A 19562-nucleotide genomic window follows, 5' to 3' on the forward strand; every position below is an offset into this window, starting at 1 on the left:
CCTATTCCTGTGAATCTTTGAGATGTTGCTCGAATTTCTCTACCTGGCTGAAATCGATCCCTCCCAGATGTTCAAGCGGAAGGGTAAACACGATGCCGCTAGAGTCCCTGTTGTCCGGCATGATCACTTTCTGGATAGCCTTGAGAATTTCCAGCGACAGGCCTTTTTCCAGCACCATCAGCAGGACGCTCTGGCTCCCATCGTAGGTAAGCCCAAAGAAGGTCTTGCGGGCGGTATTGCTGATCCCGCGGCCAGCCAGAACCGTGATACCACCAGCGCCCAATTCCCGGGCGGCATCGATGCATTCCTGCTCCAGGTCCTCAGGGACGATGGCCGCAAGCGCGGAAAATTTCATGATTCTACCTCACGTCGTCGGTTCATCCACTCGGCCAGTATGGCGTAGCCCATGACCGTCACAATAGGGAAGATCGAGGCAAAGGCAATAAGTCCAAAACCGTCGATCAGTACATTGCGACCCTCGATATTCGTCGCCAGGCCAATGCCGAGCGCGGTCACCAGTGGCACCGTGACTTCCGACGTGGTCACCCCGCCAAGGTCATAGGCGAGAGCCACGATGTACCGGGGCGCCATTAGCGTCAACAGTATGACCACCGTATACCCGCCGATAATATAAAAATGCATGGAGTCGCCGGCGATGATGCGGTGCACACCAATGGTGATACCAACCGCCACCCCGCAGGCCACCAGTATGCGAATGACGTTACCGTTAATCTGGCCCGCAGCCGCCTCCTCAGCCTGCTGGCCTATAGCGATCAGTGCGGGTTCGGCCATGGTAGTGGCGAAACCGATGGTAAATGCAAACAGGTAGACGAACAGGTAACCGTCAAGTCTGATCAGCTGCTCCGCCATACTGGTCCCGATCGGAAAAAGGCCCAGCTTCAGGCCCACCACAAAGGCGTAGAGACCAAGAATCACCAGTATGAAGCCGAAGGCAACACGGCGAGGGTTTGCGAGGGTCTTGCGTAACACCAGGTACTGGAAGATGAGCACAGTGGCGATGATGGGGAGCACATCCCGAACCATTCCCACGAGTTCGCTGATCGTTTTTGCGATGCCGGAAGCAGGTGACGTGTCGACATCCGTTGCGAGCAATGACACATTGCCCGGCAGCTCGTCGTGTCCCCCATACACCACAATGCCGTACAGCTGGACGGTAACCATGGGCACCATAACCGCAAGGGCCACCAGTCCGAATCCGTCAATCAATGGGTTGCGACCACGGATGGAAGTAGCCAGCCCGATACCCAGCGCGGCAATCAGGGGCACCGTTACAACATTGGTGGTGACCCCGCCGGAATCATAGGCAAGGCCCACGATTTCGGGCGGCGAGAACCAGGTAACAATGACAACGGTGACATAGCCGGTGATCATGAACCAGTGCAGGGGCAAGCCGAAAATCGTTCGAAACACCCCGAGTGCTGTCACAAGGCCCACGGAAACCGCGACCAGCATTCGCAGGGTGAATCCGTCAATCCGGCCGCCGCTGATCTCCTGGGCCTGCATGGCGACAGCGATCAGAGCCGGTTCGGCCACAACCGCCGAAAAGCCGAGCGCAAATCCGAAGGCCAGTAGCACCGGCACGGAACCCTTGCGGGCAAATTGGTTTGAGAGGCTTTTGCCGACCGGGAATATACTCAGGTCCAGGCCCTGGAGAAAAAGTGCCACACCGGCCGCCACGATCAAAAGGCCAACGATCATACTGGCCAGGTTATCGGGAAGCTGCTGAAGCACCAGCACCTGGAAAAAGGCCACAACCACCACGATCGGGAGGAGGTTTTTCAGTGCATGCAGGAAAGCATGGGAAAAGGCCTTCAGATAGTACACTTCATCTCCGGTGCAACTTGGTGGGGTGCGAAAGCTGAGGAGAAAAACTCTGGAATACAACGAGATATTGCCATTTTAGTTAACCCGCTTTACTGACTTCCGTCAAGATTCAGCTGGATGTCGGTACCTGGCAAGGCGGCAGTATTGTGGCCGGCAAACACGCAGGTCCGTCCTTGTAGCCAGGGTTCCATGGACACACGGATCTGCTCGATGGTCGCGCTGTCCACGCCTGTGAATGGTTCATCGAGCAATAGCAACCAGGAAGGTCGCAACAGGGCTCTGGCCAGGGCGAGGCGGCGACGCTCACCGCCGGATAGCCTCCGCCCCTGTTCGCCAATCATGCTGTAGAGCCCATTGGGTAACCGCTCCAGCAACGGCGTCAGTGCGACAGCGGCCAGTACCGCATTGAGTTCCTGGTCCGCGGCCTCCGGCTTTGCGATCCGCAGATTGGCGGCGACGGTATCGCTGAACAGGTGGGTACGTTGGGTCAGGTAACTGACACCGCTGCGCCAGTCCCTGGTGCTGGCCGGGTCAAGTGCTCGGCCTGCCAGTTTCAGCTCGCCGTGCCAGTTGTCGTTCAGACCCGCCAACACATCCAGCATCGTGGACTTGCCAGCGCCGGACCGGCCAATGAGGGCCAGGCGGCCGCCCTCCGGCAGTTCCAGGGAAACGGGGCGCATCAGGGCCTCTCCGTTCTGCTCCACAACCAAGTCGGCCAACTGCAGGTTACCCGGGCCAGGATGCGGGCCAGAATCGCCCGGGGAGCGGGACTCACCTTCACCGTTCAGACGGCCGGCCGCACCAAGGGTCGCCCCAAGACGGCTGAAGGCCGCCGGCAAACCGGTAAACGCTTCCCCGAGGCCCAGAACCGCCAGGGTAAACAGCAAGGCTACCGGACCGCTGAGCTCGCCAGATCGCCAGAGTGACAGCCCGGTCAGCATGGCAATCACTGACGCCAGCTGGACCGCCATCAAGGTCAAACCATTGGCCATTGCGGCCTGCCGCTCAACCAGCAAGCGCGTGTTATCCAGGGTGCGACTGTTGTGAAGCAGGGCATCGGCTTCCCTGGACCACAGGTGGGCGGCCTGGAGTTCTGCGTTACCCTCAATGACATCGACAAAGCGGCCACGCAGAGCTTCGGCCTGCTCGCCCTGGTTGCGAGACGGTGCCAGGGTGTGGCGGGCCAGCAGGTATAAAACCAGGGGTAACAGCGCCAGGGGCACCAGCGACCAGATCAGCGGAGGTGCTACCATGGCCATCACCAGGCCAGCGAGCAACAGACCGGCCAGGGCCAGTCCAGGCGGGGCGACCAGTTGCAGGTAAAGGGTGTCCAGCGCGTCAATATCAGCAATCAGTCGATTCAGCCAGTCAGCCGGGCGCTTGGCCCCAACCCGGTTGGGCCTGGTCATAGCCAGGCGGGAAAACAGGGTAACCCGCACATCGGCAAGTAACCTGAGCACGGTGTCATGGTTGTAAACCCGCTCCAGGTAGCGGGATACGGTTCGCGCCAGGGCAAAAAAACGTATACCGCCGCCCGGTGTGTAGATATCCAGTTGTGCCGCTACGCCGGCCGCCAGCAATAATCCGGTCAGGGCTGTGGCGGTGATAAACCAGCCCGACAGTGCCAGCAGGCCAATCCCTGCCAGCACCGTGGCAAACATCAGCAGGCCGCCAACCAGCAGCCTTCGCCAGCGGGCGGCAATGAGCTCAACCCAGGGCCGCAGTTCATTCATCCTGGAGTCTCCCGTCCACCAGGGTCAGACAACGGTCTGCGGCAGCCAACGCTGCCGGGTGGTGACTGGCCATAATGATGGTAGAGCCCTGATCCCGCAGTTGGCGAATGGCCTCCAGCAGGTAATGCTCGCTGCGGGTGTCCAGCCCGGCGGTAGGTTCGTCCATCAGGATCAGTGGGTAGCGTGCCAAAAACAGCCTGGCCACAGCCAGCCGGCGGGCCTGGCCACCTGACAGCCCCCCGCCACCTTCATTAACGGGTGTATCGAGTCCCCCGGGGCGCTGCCGGACCAGGTCACCCAGACCGACTTTCTCAAGGGCATCCAGCAACGTCTCGTCGGTTGCATCCGGTGCCACCATCCGCAGGTTACCGGCCCAGGTATCCTGCCGAATGAATGGTGTCTGCCCCAGCCAGCCAAAGGGCCGGGCCCCCGGTTCCTCACCGTTCACACGGACCACGCCGCTTGTGGGGGGCAGAAATCCGGCAATCAGGTGGAGCAGGGTGGACTTGCCCGAGCCGGAGGGGCCAGCCAGGGCAACCAGCTCGGCTTGACCTCCGCCTTTGCCGACCACCAGGGACAAGGGCTCAAGGCCGATGCGCCCGTCGGGAAAAACAACGGACGCATGAACCACTTCCACCACGGCAGTCCTGTTTCCGCAGGCCTGACCGGGCGAACCCGTGGTGGCGCCGGGACGCGTTGCAAGCCGTTGCTGCAACTGCGCTGCCGCGCCCAGCGCTGTCGCCCGGTCGTGGTAATGCTGTGCCAGCTGGCGCAGGGGCTGGTAGAACTCCGGTGCCAGTAGCAGTATGAACAGGCCCGAGAACAGGGTGAGCTCCGGGGATGGACCGTAGGAGATATAGCCCAGTAACCCGAAACCGATATAGATGGCAATCACTGCGATGGCAATGGAGGCGAAGAACTCCAGCACCGCCGAGGACAGAAACGCCACCCTGAGGGTCTTCATGTTTACCTGCCGGTACTGGTCGGTGGCCTCCGCAATCTCGCGGGTGGCGGCACCGGTGTATTCAAACAGCTGCAAGGTGGACAACCCCCGCAGGCGGTCCAGGAAATGACCGGACAGGCGTCCCAGGGTTTCCATGTGTTGCTGGTTCAGCTTCTCCGCTCCCATACCCACCAGGGCCATGAACAGGGGAATCAGCGGAGCCGACAATAGCAGGAACAGTGCGGCCAGCCAGTCCAGCCAGACTACAGTGACCAGTATCAACAGTGGCACCACCACCGAGAGCACCATCTGGGGAAGGTAGTGGGCGTAGTATCCGTGCAGTGCTTCTACCTGGTCCTGCCACTCTGACGCCAGGGTGCCCGCTGAGGACTGACCGACACCGATAGGGCCAAGGTGGTGAAAATGATCAAGCAGGTCCCGGCGCAGGGCCAGCCGTATCCGGTCACTGGCGCTGGCTGAAAATCGGTTCTGCAGGGCAACGGCGGCTGCCCGCACTGCAATGGCGGCCAACACCATGATAACCACGGCAACCAACTGGTCTGGCGGCTGTTTGCCCACCAGTACCTGATGGGCAATCCAGGCCATTCCCCCCAGCTGGAAGAAAGATGCAACGGCGGCGAGGATGCACGCCAGAGCGGCGGCTCGAATGACACCCAGGGCAGGGCGCTGGCGCTCCCTCAGCCAGCGCGCTGCCTCCCGGGAGGGTGTGTCGGGGGAGGGTTCAGGCACTCAGTGGTAGCCTTCCCCGGCACGGACCTTGCCGCGGAATACCCAGTAGGTCCAGGCGGTGTACCCCAGCACGACCGGGATCACGAACAACAGGCCCAGCAGCAGGAACAGCTGCGATCCATAGGCTGAAGATGCGTCCCACAGGGTGTAGTCCGGCGGCACTACGTAAGGCCATTTGCTGACGATCAGCCCAAGGTAGGTACTGATAAATAATCCCATGGTCGCAACAAACGGCATGCGTCCTTGTGCCGGCGAGTGGCCCGGAAGATCTGCCAGGCGCAGAACAGGCCGAAGGCGGGGAACACCCAGATCAGTGTGATGTGATTAAACCAGCGGTCGCGCACGAACGGATCGACGAACGGTGTCCAGATGCTGATGATCGCAAACACCACCAGCACAGCCACCAGCAGAGGTATAACCAGTCTTCGCGCCCATTGCTGGAGTTCACCCTCGGTCTTGAGCACCAGCCAGGTGGCCCCCAACAGGCTATAACCGGCCAGCAGGCCAAGTCCGGTCAGCACGGTAAAGGGTGTCAGCCAGTCCAGCGCACCACCGACGTAGACGCCGTTTGCCGTTTCAAAACCTTCGATATAGGCACCGACCACGACGCCCTGGGCAAAGGCAGCAACGGTGGAACCACCGGCAAACGCCCAGTTCCAGAGGTAACGGGAGGTATTGGCCTTGAACCGGAATTCAAAGGCCACCCCGCGGAAAATCAGGCCGGCCAGCATCAGGAACACGCCGATGTACAACGCCGGCAGGAGAATCGAGTACACCATGGGGAAGGCTGCCAATAGCCCGGCACCGCCAAGTACCAGCCAGGTCTCGTTGCCATCCCAGACCGGTGCCACGGAGTTCATCATCACATCACGGGACTCATCATCCGGCGCAAAGGGGAAGAGAATTCCCACGCCCAGATCAAAGCCATCCATCAATACATACATGATGACGCCAAAGCCGATGATGAATGCCCATATAAGGGCCAGGTCAAAAAGTTCCATAATCAGTACCCTCCCGGACGCACGATGTCTTCGTTGTATTCAAACGGCACATGGGCTGCGGAAAGCGGCCGCTTGGGGTGGTCCGACGAGTATTCCCGGTCCTTTGCCTCAAGTCCGTCGTGCAGTACTCGCATCAGGTAGTAAACGCCTGCCGAGAACACCAGGGCGTAGACAACGATATAACCGATCAGGGTAAACAGGGCCATGCCGCCAGTGAGGGAGGGTGTCAGCCCCTCCGCCTGGGTCATCATGCCGTAGACTACCCAGGGCGCGCGGCCAAACTCGGTAACGAACCAACCGGCCAGTACCGCTACAAAGGGCGTCAACGACATCAGCCGCAGCCCCTGCAGGAACCAGCGGTTCTCGGCGTAACGCCCACCCCGGCGCAATACCAGGCCGGCGATGGCGAAGCCGATCATCAGGAAGCCAAGCCCCACCATTACCCGGAAGCTCCAGAACACCAGCATTACCGGGGGCTGCTCCTCTTGCGGTACCAGGTCCAGCCCGGGCACTTCACCGTCGATATCATGGGCCAGGATCAGGCTGGCCATCCCCGGAATCCCGATTTCGAAGTGATTGGTCTGGTTTTCCTGGTCGGGCAGGGCAAACAGCAGCAGGGGCACACGGGTATCGGTTTCCCAGTTACCTTCCATCGCGGCAACCTTGACTGGCTGGTGTTCCTGGGTATTCAGACCATGGAAGTCGCCAATCACTGCCTGGGACGGGGCCATGACCAGGAGCATCCACAGGCACATGGACAGGGCCTTGCGGTTGGCCTCAACCTCGCGTCCGCGCAGAAGGTACCAGGCGCTCACACCTGCAACCACAAAGCCACCGGTGAGGAATGAGGCCATCACCATGTGAACAAAGCGCCACGTGAATGAGGGATTGAAGATGGCTTCGGACCAGGACGTGACATGGAAAATCCCTTCCCGAAACTCAACGCCGGCCGGGGTCTGCATCCAACTATTGGCGGAGAGTATCCAGAAGGATGAGATAAACGTGCCGAAAGCCACCATGATTGCCGCGAAGAGATGGACCCCTGCCGGCACCTTGTCACGGCCGAACAGCAATACGCCCAGGAATGCGGCTTCCAGGAAGAACGCCGTCACCACCTCATAGCTGAGCATGGGCCCGAGGAAGTTGGCCGTCGCCTGGGCAAAGTTTGACCAGTTGGTTCCGAACTGGAACGACATGACAATCCCGGACACCACGCCCATGCCGAAAACCACCGCAAACACCTTTATCCAGAAAGTGGACAGTCGGGTCCAGACCGGGTTTTCAGTCTTGAAGGCTAGCCCTTCCAGCACCGCGATGTAGGAGGCTAGGCCAATGGTAAAGACGGGGAAAATAGCGTGGAAGGAAACCACGAACGCGAACTGGATTCGCGATAGCAACAGGGGATCTAGCTCCATCGTAAACCTCCGGTACCTATAGTTCTTATGGAGAGTGAGGCCACTCCCACCTTGGTATACTGCCTTCCGTTTGTGCAGTTTTTGTTAGTACCGGCAGCTAACTTATATTCTGGAACACTAGCATGCTACTCTGAAGCCGCTGTTCTCCATAGGGGCAGAATGTCGCACGCACTTGCGTTAAATCAATTGTGGAGAAAACCTTGGGCTTTTACGAGGAACGCATACTTCCCCATATCATCGACAAGGCGTGTTCAGTGGGCCAGGTCATGAAGCTGCGCAGCCAGTTAGTCCCGCGGGCCACCGGTATCGTACTGGAAGTGGGCATGGGGTCGGCCATTAACCTTGAGTTCTACAACCCGGATACTGTCCAGTTGGTGTATGGTCTGGAGCCTTCACCGGGTATGCGACTGAAAGCCGCCGATAACATGGCCAAATCCCGGGTACCCGTCCAGTGGCTGGACCTTCCAGGAGAGGAAATTCCACTTCCGGATAACAGTGTAGATACGGTTCTGCTGACTTTCACACTTTGCACTATTCCGGGTCACCAGCGCGCCCTGGAGCAGATGATGCGGGTCCTCAGGCCTGGTGGGGAGTTGTTGTTCCTGGAGCACGGTGAAGCCCCCGAGAACCCTACGCGGAAGTGGCAGCACAGAATCACCCCGGTCTGGAAGAAATTCGCCGGCGGTTGCCACCTGAATCGCCCGATCGCTCGACTGATCGAACAGGCGGGGTTCTCCATTAAGGAGTTGGAAAACTTTTACATGCCCGGAGCCCCACAGATCGCCGGCTACCTCTATCATGGTACGGCGGTCAAAATTGCCGCAACCCCAGACAGCGGTTAGCCTGCCAATTGCTTTGCGCGCCATGGCCTTATACAATTCGGCGCGTCTTTACCCTTTCGAAATGCCCGGGTGGTGAAATTGGTAGACACTGGGGACTTAAAATCCCCTGACCGTTAGGTCGTGCCGGTTCGAGTCCGGCCCCGGGCACCATCTGCTGAAGAAACTTTTCCGTCAATCGTCTCAGGTTGCTCCGCTTTCCCTCGTCCATTCCGACGATTTTTTTACCAACCAGTTGATTGGTTGTCTGTTCCGCGACTATCGTGATATTTCAGGATATGAACCATTTCGGGAGGGAGCCCACCACCCGTACTACAACAACAAATATCCGGAGTACTGCCATGCCTGTAACATCATCCCTGGTTCGTATTTTATCGACGTCCCTGGTTCTCGGGGGAATGACCCTGGCCTCAGTTGCGGATGCCAGAACCCTCTCGTATGCGATCGGTTACCCGCCCGGAAGTGACTCTGCCAAGGCGGCCCAGAATTACGCGGACCGGGTCGCTGAATTTTCCGACGGTGAGCTGTCCGTAAAGGTCTATCCCCTGTCATTGCTCAACTTCGCTGAGACATCGGCAGGAGTGCGGGACGGTATGGCAGACATTGGTTATCTGCTGAGCCCGTATTTCCCGGCAGAATACCCCCATACCAACCTGCTCGCTGAAGCGGCAATGCAGCTGCAACTGTTTGGTGACGAGATCAAGGGTAAGGAGGGGCCCGCCTACATAGGCGCACTGGCGGAGTTTGTCTTCTTCAACTGTGAAGAGTGCCATGAAGACTTCCAGAAACAGAACCAGGTCTTTACCGGCATTGCGTCAAGCTCCAACTACATGCTGAACTGCAGTAAGCCCGTTACAACCGTGGAAGACCTGGCAGGCAAGCGTCTGCGGGCTGCTGGGTCGCAATGGTCCCGGTGGGCCCAGAAGTTTGGTGCCAGCCCGGTGACGCTCTCAGGCAATGAGGCTTATGAAGCACTGGATCAGGGCGTAGTGGACTGTGTCGTTATCTCAGCTCCGGACCTTGAAAACCTGGGGATTATAGAAGCCACAACCGACATCACCACTGATGTGCCCGGGGGCGTGTTTGCCGGCGCCGAGATTACCAACACCAACGGCGATGCCTGGCAGAGCCTGAACGACAAGCAGCGAACTGCCATGCTTCATGCCGGGGCCTATATCTCTGCGGAAATTCCCTGGGTATACCATCAAAGGGAAGCTGCAGTCCTGGAGCGTGCGCAAAACGAGATGGGTATAGAAATTCACACGGCGTCTCCTGAACTGCAGGAGGCTACCCGGGAGTTTGTGCGGCAAGATATGGATGCTATCGCCCTATACTATGAGAAGACCTATGGCGTGGAGAACGGGGCAGAGCTGCTTGCATCATTCCGTCCAGTGCTCGAGAAATGGGTCGAGCTTGTAAAGGATGTCAATTCCCAGGAGGAGCTGGCGGAACTTTACTGGGACGAGGTGTTTTCGAAAGTGGATGCATCTACCCACGGTATGTAGGAGCAGTTTCCACGCTGAGATAAAAAGCCCCGGCCTCGCCGGGGCTTTTCTATTGGGCCTGTTGTCCTCTCAACCGATCAGGCCGGGCAAACCTCCGGTGCCGTGGCCGGCATATCCGAATCGGTCGATAGCCACCCCCATCATGTTGGCAATGGATACCAGAAGCTTGGTGTGTGCATCGCCTTCGAAGTTCAGGTAGCGGCCGGTTTGCAAGGCGCCGCCGGCGCTACCTGCCAACACGAACGGCATGTTACGGTGGTCGTGGGCGTCGCTGTGGCCCAGTTCCGAACACAGGAAGATCACCGAGTTATGCAGCAGGCTGTTGCCGTCCGTGTCCGTGCGGCTGGCCAGGCTTTCCACAAGGTAACGGAACTGGCGCATATGGTATTGCTTGTATTGCACGAACTTGTCGGCGATATCCCCGTTGGCCTGGCCAAAGTGGGAGGTGTCGTGGTGACCCTGGTCGATACCTTCCACTCGCAGGGGGCTGACGGGGTGTGACCACATCAACGTGGCAACCCGGGTCATATCGCAGGCGAAGGCCTGGGTGATCAGGTCCATCTGCAGGCGACCGATGGTTTCGTAGTGCTCATCCAGGTGGATCTTGGGCGGATAGCCGTGCCAGCCTTCCGGCACGGTAAAGCCCGCGGAGTTGAAGCCAGAGGTGTTACACATGCCGGCTTCGGCGCCGCTACTGAGGATGCGCTTCTCCACCTCACGGATACTCTGCGTGTGGAATTCCAGTTTTTCCCGCTCGCTGGCGCCCACCTTGCTGTTCAGCGTACGGATCTCGGACAGCATCTGGTCCAGGATACTGCGCTTACGCCGGTCGCTGACCGGGACGTTGCCCGGATCCTGCCCACCAAAGATATTGTCGAAGGCATTGATGGGGTTGTCGTTGGGGGTGATCGGTACGTTGCCGCTGGAAAAGCTGGGGACGTTACCCTCACCATTCTGGAAGGTGGCATGCACACCAAGGTTGATGCCCCGGAACGGGGTGCCCTGGCCAATGCGCTGGGCGAGGAAATAATCCAGGGATTCGGTGTTATTGCCAGTAAGCACCTTGGCCACGCCTCCCTCATGGGTATGGCCGCCTTCGTACATCGTCAGGCCGCTGGTGAAAACGCAATGCTGTTTGATGGACTCCAGCGGACGTGTCATGTCGTTAAGCTGGAAGTTGAACTCGCTGCCCGATGGATGGAATCGCTCAGGGATGCATCCATCCGGGATAAAAACGAACACTGCGCGTCTGGGCGCCCCGGATTGCTGGGCCACGGCGGTGCGGGCCCAGGGCAGGGAGGCCAGCGGCGCCGTGAGGGCGGCACCGCTAAGGGTTTTCAGAAACTGACGTCGATTGGATCTCATTGGATAACTCCTTTTCTTACCGGCGCAGTGTGAACGTCTGCAGCTGTGTCAGGCCGACCATCAGTTCCTGCAGGTCGTAGCCGCTGCTGGCGAACAACTGGTTCAGGTTGTCCAGGGTATTGGTGTCACTGCCGGTTTCGACGTAACCCCGGGCGAAACGATAGAACTGTTTGGCCATGCAGCTTTTGACGCTGTCGGTCTGCGCCAGTACCTGCTGCATCTCACGAACACCGTCGTAGGCTGCGCTGGTTTCCTCCAACAGGCTCTCAAGGCCATAGATGACACCATAGGTGTCCACCGGTTTATTGTTATCGGTGGTACGGAAGCCGCCGGCACCGTCAAACGCCTCGAAGCCGAAACCGATACCATTGATGTACAGGTGACAGGTCTGGCAGTCGTCACCACCAGTACGGGCGGCAAAGCGCTCGCGGGTTGTCTGGCTGGGATCCGGCGCGGGACCGGTAGTATCGAGGTCTTCCGGGGGTGGTGGCAGGTCCTGGCACATCAAACGACGGCGGACAAAGTTACCCCTGGGAATAGGTGCCGATTCGTTGGCATGACCATGGGAAGCCATCACGGCACCAAGGGCCAAGAGGCCGCCCCGGGAGCCAGTGGTGTCCTCTACAAGCCTCATCTGGTCGCCACTGACGCCCTGCAGACCGTAATACTGGGCGAGCGGCTGGTTGACGAAGACATAGTCTGCTGTGAACAGTTCCTCAAAGCGGCCGGTTGAGCGGAATACCACATGGTTGAAGAACGCCCGTAGTTCCCGGTGCATGGCATTGCGTACGTCGCCATTGAAGCGGGGGAACAGATTGGGGTCCTTGCTGCCCATGGATGCCGGATCAGACTCCAGCCATTGCTCGGCAAAGTGACCAAGGTGTACCCGGGCCTTGTCGGACTGCAGCAGGCGACGGGCCTGGGCTGCCAGTTGTTCCGGCGTCCGCAACTGGTCGGCCTGGGCCGCGGCCAGCAAGGTATCATCAGGGATGGTGCCCTGATAGATAAACGACAGCTGGCTGGCGATTTCGTACGGGGTCAGCTGGTATTCACCACTGCCCGTCTGTTCACCTAGCTCGCTGATGTAGAGGAAGTTAGGCGATACCAGCATGGCGGTCATTACCGCTTCCATCCCGGCATCGAAATCGCCCTCGTCGATGAAAATGGCGGTATATGCCTGGTGCTCGCTATCGGTGAGCGGGCGGCGGAATGCCTTGCGACCGAACTGCTCCACAAATTGCTCCGCGCAGCCATCGGTGCCGGCGTCACAGGGCAGCAGGGCTGACTTGCGCTGTGAGATAGCCCGGGACGCCACGGTTTCTGCCGCCTTCAGGTACTCGTCCAGGTGACGGGCCGAGACATAGTTCTTGGCTGCGTTGTTATTGAAGCCGAGTACACGTGCTTCCACCGGGAAGTTGGTGGTCAGGTTGCTGGCATCGATACCCACCAGGTCGCGAATGGCGTTGGCGTAGTGATAGCGGGTCATCAGGTTCAGCTGACGGGGCCCGGCGGTTTCGTTCTCCAGGGAAATGTCGCCGCCATTGTTGCCACCGGAACTGCCGTCAATCCAGATATTGTCGGCGATGTATTCACCGACGGCCTGTGCACAGTCATCCTGACAACGACCACTGTGGCCCAGGGGCATGGTGCGGTCAATGTATGCCACCAGGGAGTCGAGGTCTGACGGTATTGTCAGGGAGACACCGATGGCGCCGCCTGAACCGTCGGCGCCGTGGCACGAAGCACATTGGGTCGCATAGATGTCGGCGCCGTCCGGCAGGTCGGTCGCACCATCATCACCGTTGTCCGGTGTGGAGCCGCCATTGCCATCATCTCCGTCGCTGCTTCCGCTGTCGTCATTACCGGAGTTGCCTCCACCGCCAGGGTTATCGCTGTTATCCCCATTGCCGGGGTTCTGGCCGTTGTCCCCATCGCCAGGGCTGTCATCACCTGGCATACCACTGTCAGGGTCCACGGTAACAATCACATTGCTGGACGACGGGGAGGGTACACTGCCGTTGACGGCGACTACCCGATAACTGTAGTTGCCTTCGGTTGCCACTTCATCGATCCACCGGGTCTGGTTGTCATCGACTGCGCCACGGGTTTCCCAGTAGCCACTGCCGGAGCGGCGCTTGATAACGAAGCCGGTCTCGTTGTCGCTGAGGTCCTGCCAGCTCACCGTCACGGCGTTATTGCCCCCTATGTAGGTTGCACCGACAATGGCGGGGGCAGACGGAGCCTGGCCGGCCCTAACGGGCATCAGGTTGTCGCCATTGCCCTGCTGGATAGCGGTGAATGACAGGTTGAAATAGACCGGTACGGTCTGTCCGATGACAGACAGGCTGGCCAGGTTGCGCAGGGTCTCAATGCCACCGGTCAGCTCGAAGTCACCACTTTCGACCATAACGGGCCGGGCCGTTCGCACGGCAACACGGTTATCTGCGGCGCGGACGACCAGGACTTCGGCGGTGGTGTCCTGACTCACTCCGTTCATGGTCAGGTGCCCATCCAGGGTCATCAACGTGGACTCGCCAGGGAGCAGGGCTGTCACTTCAGCCATGTTCACCTGGGTCGTGAAATACAGCGTGGGCAGCAGGCCACTGGCAAAGAGATGATCACGAATGCGCTGATCGCGGATTCCGATGCCGGTGTCGACGGTGTTCAGGTCAATGGCCAGGGTGGCTTGGCCGCTGCTGTCCACAAAGGCTTCCAGGTTCAGGAAGCGCTGCGCCTCGGCGACATCGGTGTTCTTCACGGTCACGAACGAGAAATCGGAGTCCGCTCGGTTAAGGGACCAGCCCATCACCGGAATGTCGGGATCGGCGTCAACCGGGGTGTCATCTTCCGGCGGCTCTGCATCGCCCCGCTCCGGAGAGCCACAGGGCTGTCCGTTCAGCAGGAACTCCGAGGGCAGGTCGCCGGAGGGGTTTTCCAGGTTGAAGCCGAAATCGAACTGGCCTCCATTGGGCACCTTGGCATTGTAGCCGGCATCGATGACGCCCACCTGGTTGCCATCCTGCTCGAAATGGCCTTTCCACAACTGGGTGATGGTTTCATTGCCGGAGAAACGCCACGACAGGTCCCATTGCTCCAGGCCAGGGCCATGATACTGAACCACCACCTGGTGGGTGGCACCCATGCCCCAGTTGTTGGTTTCCTTGTAGTCGACGGTGCACTGTTCATTGGCCACTGCGGCATTGCCGGCTATTGCCCCCGCGGTCAGTGTCAACAGTTTGAATAAGGATTTCATAAATGCCTCTCTTTACGGTGTCGGGAGCTCGTCAGCTTCGAAGAACAAGGCAAAGTCCACGGGAACGGCAAGGCTGATTGCGCTCAGGCCGGCCACCTCCCGGAGGGCTTCCACGCCATCACCCAGCTCGAACTGGTCGGCGGTGATGATTAACGGCTGTGAACTGCTGACGAGGAACCGCTGACTCCCCAGGTGCTGTACGCGCAGACTGGTGTTGAGCTCCCGGCTCTCGCCGTTGATCTGGACGGCCGCAGGAATTTCCAGCGCCAGAACTTCCCCGGCGGATAGTCCGAGCACCCGGCCCAGGTTGTCACCCAGTTCGATGGCTACGGTGGCCTCTGGATTTGTGCTGGTGTTGAACAGCATTTCCCGCATGCGCTGATTGCGGATATCAATGCCGGTATCGACGGTATCGAGGTTAATGTTCAGGGTGGCGATGCCGTCTTCGGAGACAGTGCCGGAGAGGGCGCCGAAGTCATGGCTTTCGACGGTGTGCTGGTTCTTGGTGGTTACGAAGCCGAGATGGGAGGCGTCCTCGTCCAGGCTCCAGACAACGGGGGCTTCGGGATTGTTCGGTTCGCCGCCGTCGACCGGCGGCTCTTCGGGAGAATCCGGGTTCGGTGCTGGCTCGCCCTGGTCCGTATTGCAAGGCTGGCCATTAAGGTAGAACGTTTCCGGCACTTCGCCGGAAGGGTTACGGACGTTGAAACCGAACCTGATCTCACTGCCTTCCGCCAGGCCGGCGTTCCACGGCAGGTTGGAGACTGCAACATCCTGCCCGTCCTGGGTGTGGGTCACGTTGAAAATGGAGTCGATCTGCTCCTGGCCGGCAAAGCGCCAGCCCAGATTCCATCCCCGCACTTCCGGACCGTTGTAGGTCAGCTGCACCCGATGAACTGCACCGGTCTGCCAGCTGTGCTGGATTCGATAATCGACCTCACAGAGCGAATCGGCTAAGGCCGTGCCGGTGAGTGCACTGCCGCACAACAGCAGTGCCAGTCTGGATCTAGTCTTCATGGCACACGTTTTTAATCCTGTACCTGATGGTTGAACACGACTATCCCGCGCACCCACGGGTAGCAAAAAGTCGCCCGTACAACGCAACCGGACTGGAGACAAAGGGGTACTGCTGCAGCACTTTTACTGCTGAGTGCAAAACGGGGTCAGGGGTGCCTGGACCGGCCCCCTTGCAAGACTCAGTGTTGGAGTGGCCGCCTCCGTGCGGGACGGTCAATAACGAATCGTTTGAACGGTTCCAGCAACAGCTTGAACACCAGCAACATCAGGAGGCAGGTGGCACTGAGCATGAGAAAGTAGAAGGCCAGTATGTTCTGCATGCCGGTGGTAAAGTTGAGGGATCGTGCAATGCCCAGCACCAGTGGAAAGCCCCAGGAAATGACAGAAATACTGGAGAAGGTAAACATCATGGCCTTCTCGTCCACTGTGACGCGGTGGAAGAGGGGCTTGCCAAGGTTGCGCGCAAGGATCGGAAACACCTTGTGGTGCAGGAAGTAACCATTAACCGTAAGCACCATGACGATCACCACCTTCGCCCATACCTTCGGGTTGCCCAGCAGGTCCGGCTCGAATTGCCAGTAAATCCAGAGAAACGCGAGGCCAGTCACCCACAGAATAAAAAGTCCCGAGGTCACCAGGCGGGCGATAAAGTTGAAGAGCACGAGCTTTTCGCGGGTGATCCGGTCCAGGTAGAAGTAACGGAAGGCGATAATATCGAGGGTAAGGGCACCGCCTACGCCAAAGGCAAGGCCGACCAGGTGACCGGCGACAAGAAGGGTTTTCAGGGTATCAACGGGGGGCAGTTCCATGGCTCCGCTTCCTTGTGCTGTATCCGTCAGCCGGTACATCCTGCTCCGGCAGCGCCACCCAGGATCACACCATTAAATAAATTTCATTAAATATGACAATGGCTTACAGGTGGCGCCCGTAATAACCGCGGCGAGTATAGGGTTTTGTGAAGAGGGAGGAACAGGGGCTTGTCAGAAGGCTGTGATATCTATCAAGGACTGGTAGCGGACCAATGATTCAATCAGCCATGGGGCAGGGTATATTGTCGTTCAGGTTTGCAACTAACTTGTCGCCAACATCGACATGATGTTTTTCGAAAAAACCGGCGTTCATTTCCAGCACGTTCCGGTGTGGAACCCCGGCAGGCCAGGTGGGGCAGTCGCGGGCCTGGTCGGTTTCGCAGGGTGTCATGGTGTCCATGGCGAGGATGACACCATCCTCATCCAGCCAGGCGATATCCAGGGGAATTCGGGTTCGGTACATCCAGAAACCCGCAGTGGCCGGTCGATCAGAATCATAGAAGAACAACATACCGGCGCGGGCCGGCAGGCTTTGCCGCTCCATCAGGCCCCAGCGACGCTGCTCAGCTGTCACCGCGTGTTCAAGGGCTATCGGAACGGTCCTTTCGCTGGTGATCAGACAGGCCTCCCAGCTCTCAAGGTGCTGGGGTGGGGAACTCCGGGCAAAGGACGCTGCCACGACCAGCCAGAAGGCGATCAGCGCCCGGGATAAGCGAGCAATCCGGTACCGGGACGTCATGGTTTGAGCCGGTACCCGGTGCGGAAGATCCATGCGATCAGTACCATGCACAAGGTCAGGAACACCATGATCATGCCGACACTGATACCGATGTGAATGTCGGAGACGCCATAGAAAGCCCACCGGAAACCGGAAATCAGGTATACCACCGGGTTGAACAGGGTGATGGTCTGCCAGATCTCCGGCAGCATATCGATGGAATAGAAGGTACCGCCCAGAAACACCAAAGGCGTAACGATCATTAGCGGCACGATCTGAAGCTTTTCAAAGCCATCCGCCCACACACCGATAATGAACCCGAACAGGCTGAAGGTCACCGCGGTCAGCACCAGGAACGAGATCATCCAGAAGGGATGCAAGACGCTGTAATCCACGAACAGCCGTGCGGTGGCAAGGATGATCAGGCCCAGGATTACCGACTTGGTGGCTGCCGCCCCGACATAGCCGATTACTACCTCAATGTAGGACACGGGCGCCGACAGTACCTCGTAGATCGTGCCCGAGAACCGTGGCATGTAGATGCCGAAGCTTGCGTTGGAAATGCTCTGCATCAGCAGCGTCAGCATGATCAGCCCCGGGATGATGTAGGCGCCATAGCTGATGCCGTCAATATCTCCCATACGGGAGCCAATGGCGGAGCCAAACACCACGAAATACAGGGATGTAGAGATCACCGGTGAGGCGACACTCTGCATCAGGGTTCGCCACATGCGGGCCATTTCAAACTTGTAGATGGCGAGGATGCCATACAGGTTCATAGATTCTCTCCGGTTGTGGGGCGTATCAGTCGTGATGAACCAGCCCTACGAAAATCTCTTCAAGGGAACTCTCCCGGGTCTGCAGGTCACGGTACTCCACACCCAGCTCTCCCAGTGTGCGCAAAAGCAGGGCCACACCGGCCTGCTCCTGCTGGCTGTCGAAGGTGTAAATCAGCTCATAGCCATCTTCGGAAAGCTCGATGGGCTGGTCTTTCAGTTCCGGCGGCAACTCTTCCAGCGGGGCTTGCAGATGCAGGCGCAGTTCCTTGCGGCCCAGCTTCGACATAAGGGTGGCCTTATCCTCCACCAGGATCAGTTCGCCGTTGCGGATCACGCCGATTCGGTCCGCCATTTCCTCGGCTTCCTCGATGTAGTGGGTCGTGAGGATAATCGTAACGCCACTTTCCCTTAACTTGCGTACCATTTCCCACATATCCCGGCGCAGTTCCACGTCGACACCGGCGGTGGGTTCGTCGAGAAACAGGATATCCGGCTCATGGGACAGTGCCTTGGCAATCATCACCCGGCGCTTCATGCCACCGGAAAGGGACATGACCCGATTGTTGCGCTTGTCCCACAGCGACAGGTCTCGCAAGACTTTCTCGATATGGGCCGGATTGGGCGGCTTGCCAAACAGCCCGCGGCTGAAGCTGACAGTGTTCCAGACCTTTTCAAAGGAGTCGGTGTTCAGCTCCTGGGGTACCAGGCCAATCGCCTGCCGCGCCGCCCGGAAGTCACGGACGATATCGTGCCCTGCAGCGGTTACCGTGCCGCTGGAGGGGTTTACGAGACCACAGATGATACTGATCAGGGTGGTCTTGCCGGCGCCATTGGGGCCGAGCAGGGCGAAGATCTCCCCCTTCTGTATGTCCAGGCTGACATTCTTGAGGGCTTGGAAGCCATCGCCATAGGTCTTGCTGAGGTTCTGGACCGATATATCCGGTTGCACAGCGGGTTCTCCGTCAGCAGGTTTTGGAAAAGTCGGGCATTTTCGCATGTTATGGGTGAACAGGGCACCCCGTTCCGGTGCGTATACGGACAAATCCTGTGCCGGACCAGTGGAGAAGGTCATTGGCCACAGGCATAATGCCACCGGATCGGTGTCCCGCCTGGTTGTTGGAGTACCCATGATTCGCACTGCGTTAGCCGTATTATTTGTTGTTGCCCTGGCGGCTTTTGCCTGGTGGTTGCCGCAATGGCTGGGTGCGCCTGAATCGGCCACGGACAACGCCAGTCAAGCCACCTGCCATCCACTGGTCGAAACCTGCCAGTGGCAAACGCCAGGTGGCGCCGCAAAACTGACTCTGATCCCGCTTTCAGGGGATGAGCTGCAACTGGACGTGACCATACCCGGCGTGGCTGCCAAACCCCTGATCGTACTCACCGGTGAGAGTATGTACATGGGGGAGTATCCCATGGCACTGAGCGCGACAGGCCTGCCCGGGGAATACCGGGTGCGCTTCGTACCACCGTTCTGCACCACCGGTGACGAGATGGTTTGGCGGATTAACGTGCAGGTTGCCGGCGAGCCGTTCGAACTGCCTTTCCGGGCCCTGTTCAGTCCTTCCGAAGCTTCCTGAGCATCAGCAA

Annotated in this window: 15 protein-coding genes, 1 tRNA gene and 1 pseudogene; 4 read left to right on the plus strand and 13 right to left on the minus strand. The window is 59.0% G+C overall.

Going from position 1 to position 19562, the window contains the following annotated elements:
• Position 1: 1 nt before the first annotated feature.
• From LJ360_RS10055 to LJ360_RS10080, 6 genes and pseudogenes are all read right to left on the minus strand, one after another.
• A complete protein-coding gene (locus LJ360_RS10055; RefSeq protein WP_091850480.1) occupies positions 2-355 on the minus strand; it encodes a transcriptional regulator in 354 nt (117 codons plus the stop codon).
• Complete coding sequence (locus tag LJ360_RS10060; protein ID WP_264993873.1) at positions 352-1845, minus strand: DUF1538 domain-containing protein; 1494 nt, start codon at positions 1843-1845, stop codon at positions 352-354. The genes LJ360_RS10055 and LJ360_RS10060 overlap by 4 nt, the downstream gene beginning before the upstream one ends.
• An 89-nt stretch (positions 1846-1934) precedes the next feature.
• Positions 1935-3578 carry a thiol reductant ABC exporter subunit CydC gene (gene cydC, locus LJ360_RS10065; RefSeq protein WP_264993874.1) on the minus strand — a complete coding sequence of 548 codons (1644 nt, stop codon included), beginning with the start codon at positions 3576-3578 and terminating at the stop codon, positions 1935-1937.
• A complete protein-coding gene (cydD, locus tag LJ360_RS10070; protein ID WP_264993875.1) occupies positions 3571-5271 on the minus strand; it encodes a thiol reductant ABC exporter subunit CydD in 1701 nt (566 codons plus the stop codon). The genes cydC and cydD overlap by 8 nt, the downstream gene beginning before the upstream one ends.
• Positions 5272-6272 (minus strand): annotated as a pseudogene (gene cydB / locus LJ360_RS10075) (cytochrome d ubiquinol oxidase subunit II). It abuts the gene before it with no gap.
• A gap of 2 nt (positions 6273-6274) precedes the next feature.
• The gene (locus LJ360_RS10080; RefSeq protein ID WP_091850489.1) at positions 6275-7687 is read right to left on the minus strand and encodes a cytochrome ubiquinol oxidase subunit I; all 1413 of its coding nucleotides are present in this window, start codon (positions 7685-7687) and stop codon (positions 6275-6277) included.
• Between the two features lie 200 nt (positions 7688-7887).
• Between LJ360_RS10080 and LJ360_RS10085 the strand changes: the two genes are divergently transcribed.
• From LJ360_RS10085 to LJ360_RS10095, 3 genes are all read left to right on the plus strand, one after another.
• A complete protein-coding gene (locus tag LJ360_RS10085) occupies positions 7888-8529 on the plus strand; it encodes a class I SAM-dependent methyltransferase (protein WP_264993876.1) in 642 nt (213 codons plus the stop codon).
• A gap of 63 nt (positions 8530-8592) precedes the next feature.
• A tRNA-Leu gene (locus LJ360_RS10090) sits at positions 8593-8679 on the plus strand.
• 188 nt (positions 8680-8867) lie between these two features.
• Positions 8868-10031, plus strand: a complete 1164-nt coding sequence (locus LJ360_RS10095) for a C4-dicarboxylate TRAP transporter substrate-binding protein (protein ID WP_264993877.1) — start codon at positions 8868-8870, stop codon at positions 10029-10031.
• 69 nt (positions 10032-10100) lie between these two features.
• Here the strand turns inward: LJ360_RS10095 and LJ360_RS10100 are convergent, their stop codons facing one another.
• The 7 genes from LJ360_RS10100 to LJ360_RS10130 form a co-directional block, all read right to left on the minus strand.
• Positions 10101-11396, minus strand: a complete 1296-nt coding sequence (locus tag LJ360_RS10100) for a DUF1552 domain-containing protein (RefSeq protein ID WP_264993878.1) — start codon at positions 11394-11396, stop codon at positions 10101-10103.
• A 16-nt stretch (positions 11397-11412) separates the two neighbouring features.
• The gene (locus LJ360_RS10105; protein WP_264993879.1) at positions 11413-14649 is read right to left on the minus strand and encodes a DUF1592 domain-containing protein; all 3237 of its coding nucleotides are present in this window, start codon (positions 14647-14649) and stop codon (positions 11413-11415) included.
• A 12-nt stretch (positions 14650-14661) separates the two neighbouring features.
• Positions 14662-15666, minus strand: coding sequence for a cellulose-binding domain-containing protein (locus LJ360_RS10110; RefSeq protein ID WP_264993880.1), 1005 nt, complete (start codon positions 15664-15666; stop codon positions 14662-14664).
• Between the two features lie 179 nt (positions 15667-15845).
• Entirely contained in the window at positions 15846-16475 is a 630-nt protein-coding gene (locus LJ360_RS10115) for a hypothetical protein (protein ID WP_264993881.1), read from the minus strand.
• 217 nt (positions 16476-16692) lie between these two features.
• Positions 16693-17214: a DUF192 domain-containing protein gene (locus tag LJ360_RS10120; RefSeq protein ID WP_264993882.1), complete on the minus strand. Its 522-nt coding sequence runs from the start codon at positions 17212-17214 to the stop codon at positions 16693-16695.
• Positions 17211-17972: an ABC transporter permease gene (locus LJ360_RS10125; protein ID WP_264993883.1), complete on the minus strand. Its 762-nt coding sequence runs from the start codon at positions 17970-17972 to the stop codon at positions 17211-17213. The genes LJ360_RS10120 and LJ360_RS10125 overlap by 4 nt, the downstream gene beginning before the upstream one ends.
• A 25-nt stretch (positions 17973-17997) precedes the next feature.
• The gene (locus tag LJ360_RS10130) at positions 17998-18921 is read right to left on the minus strand and encodes an ABC transporter ATP-binding protein (RefSeq protein WP_264993884.1); all 924 of its coding nucleotides are present in this window, start codon (positions 18919-18921) and stop codon (positions 17998-18000) included.
• A 178-nt stretch (positions 18922-19099) separates the two neighbouring features.
• Between LJ360_RS10130 and LJ360_RS10135 the strand changes: the two genes are divergently transcribed.
• On the plus strand, positions 19100-19552 hold the full coding sequence (locus LJ360_RS10135) for a hypothetical protein (protein WP_143066584.1): 453 nt from the start codon (positions 19100-19102) through the stop codon (positions 19550-19552).
• The last annotated feature ends 10 nt before the right edge of the window (positions 19553-19562 follow it).

Source organism: Marinobacter sp. AN1, from assembly GCF_026013985.1.
In the GTDB taxonomy this organism is placed as follows: Bacteria; Pseudomonadota; Gammaproteobacteria; order Pseudomonadales; family Oleiphilaceae; genus Marinobacter; species Marinobacter segnicrescens.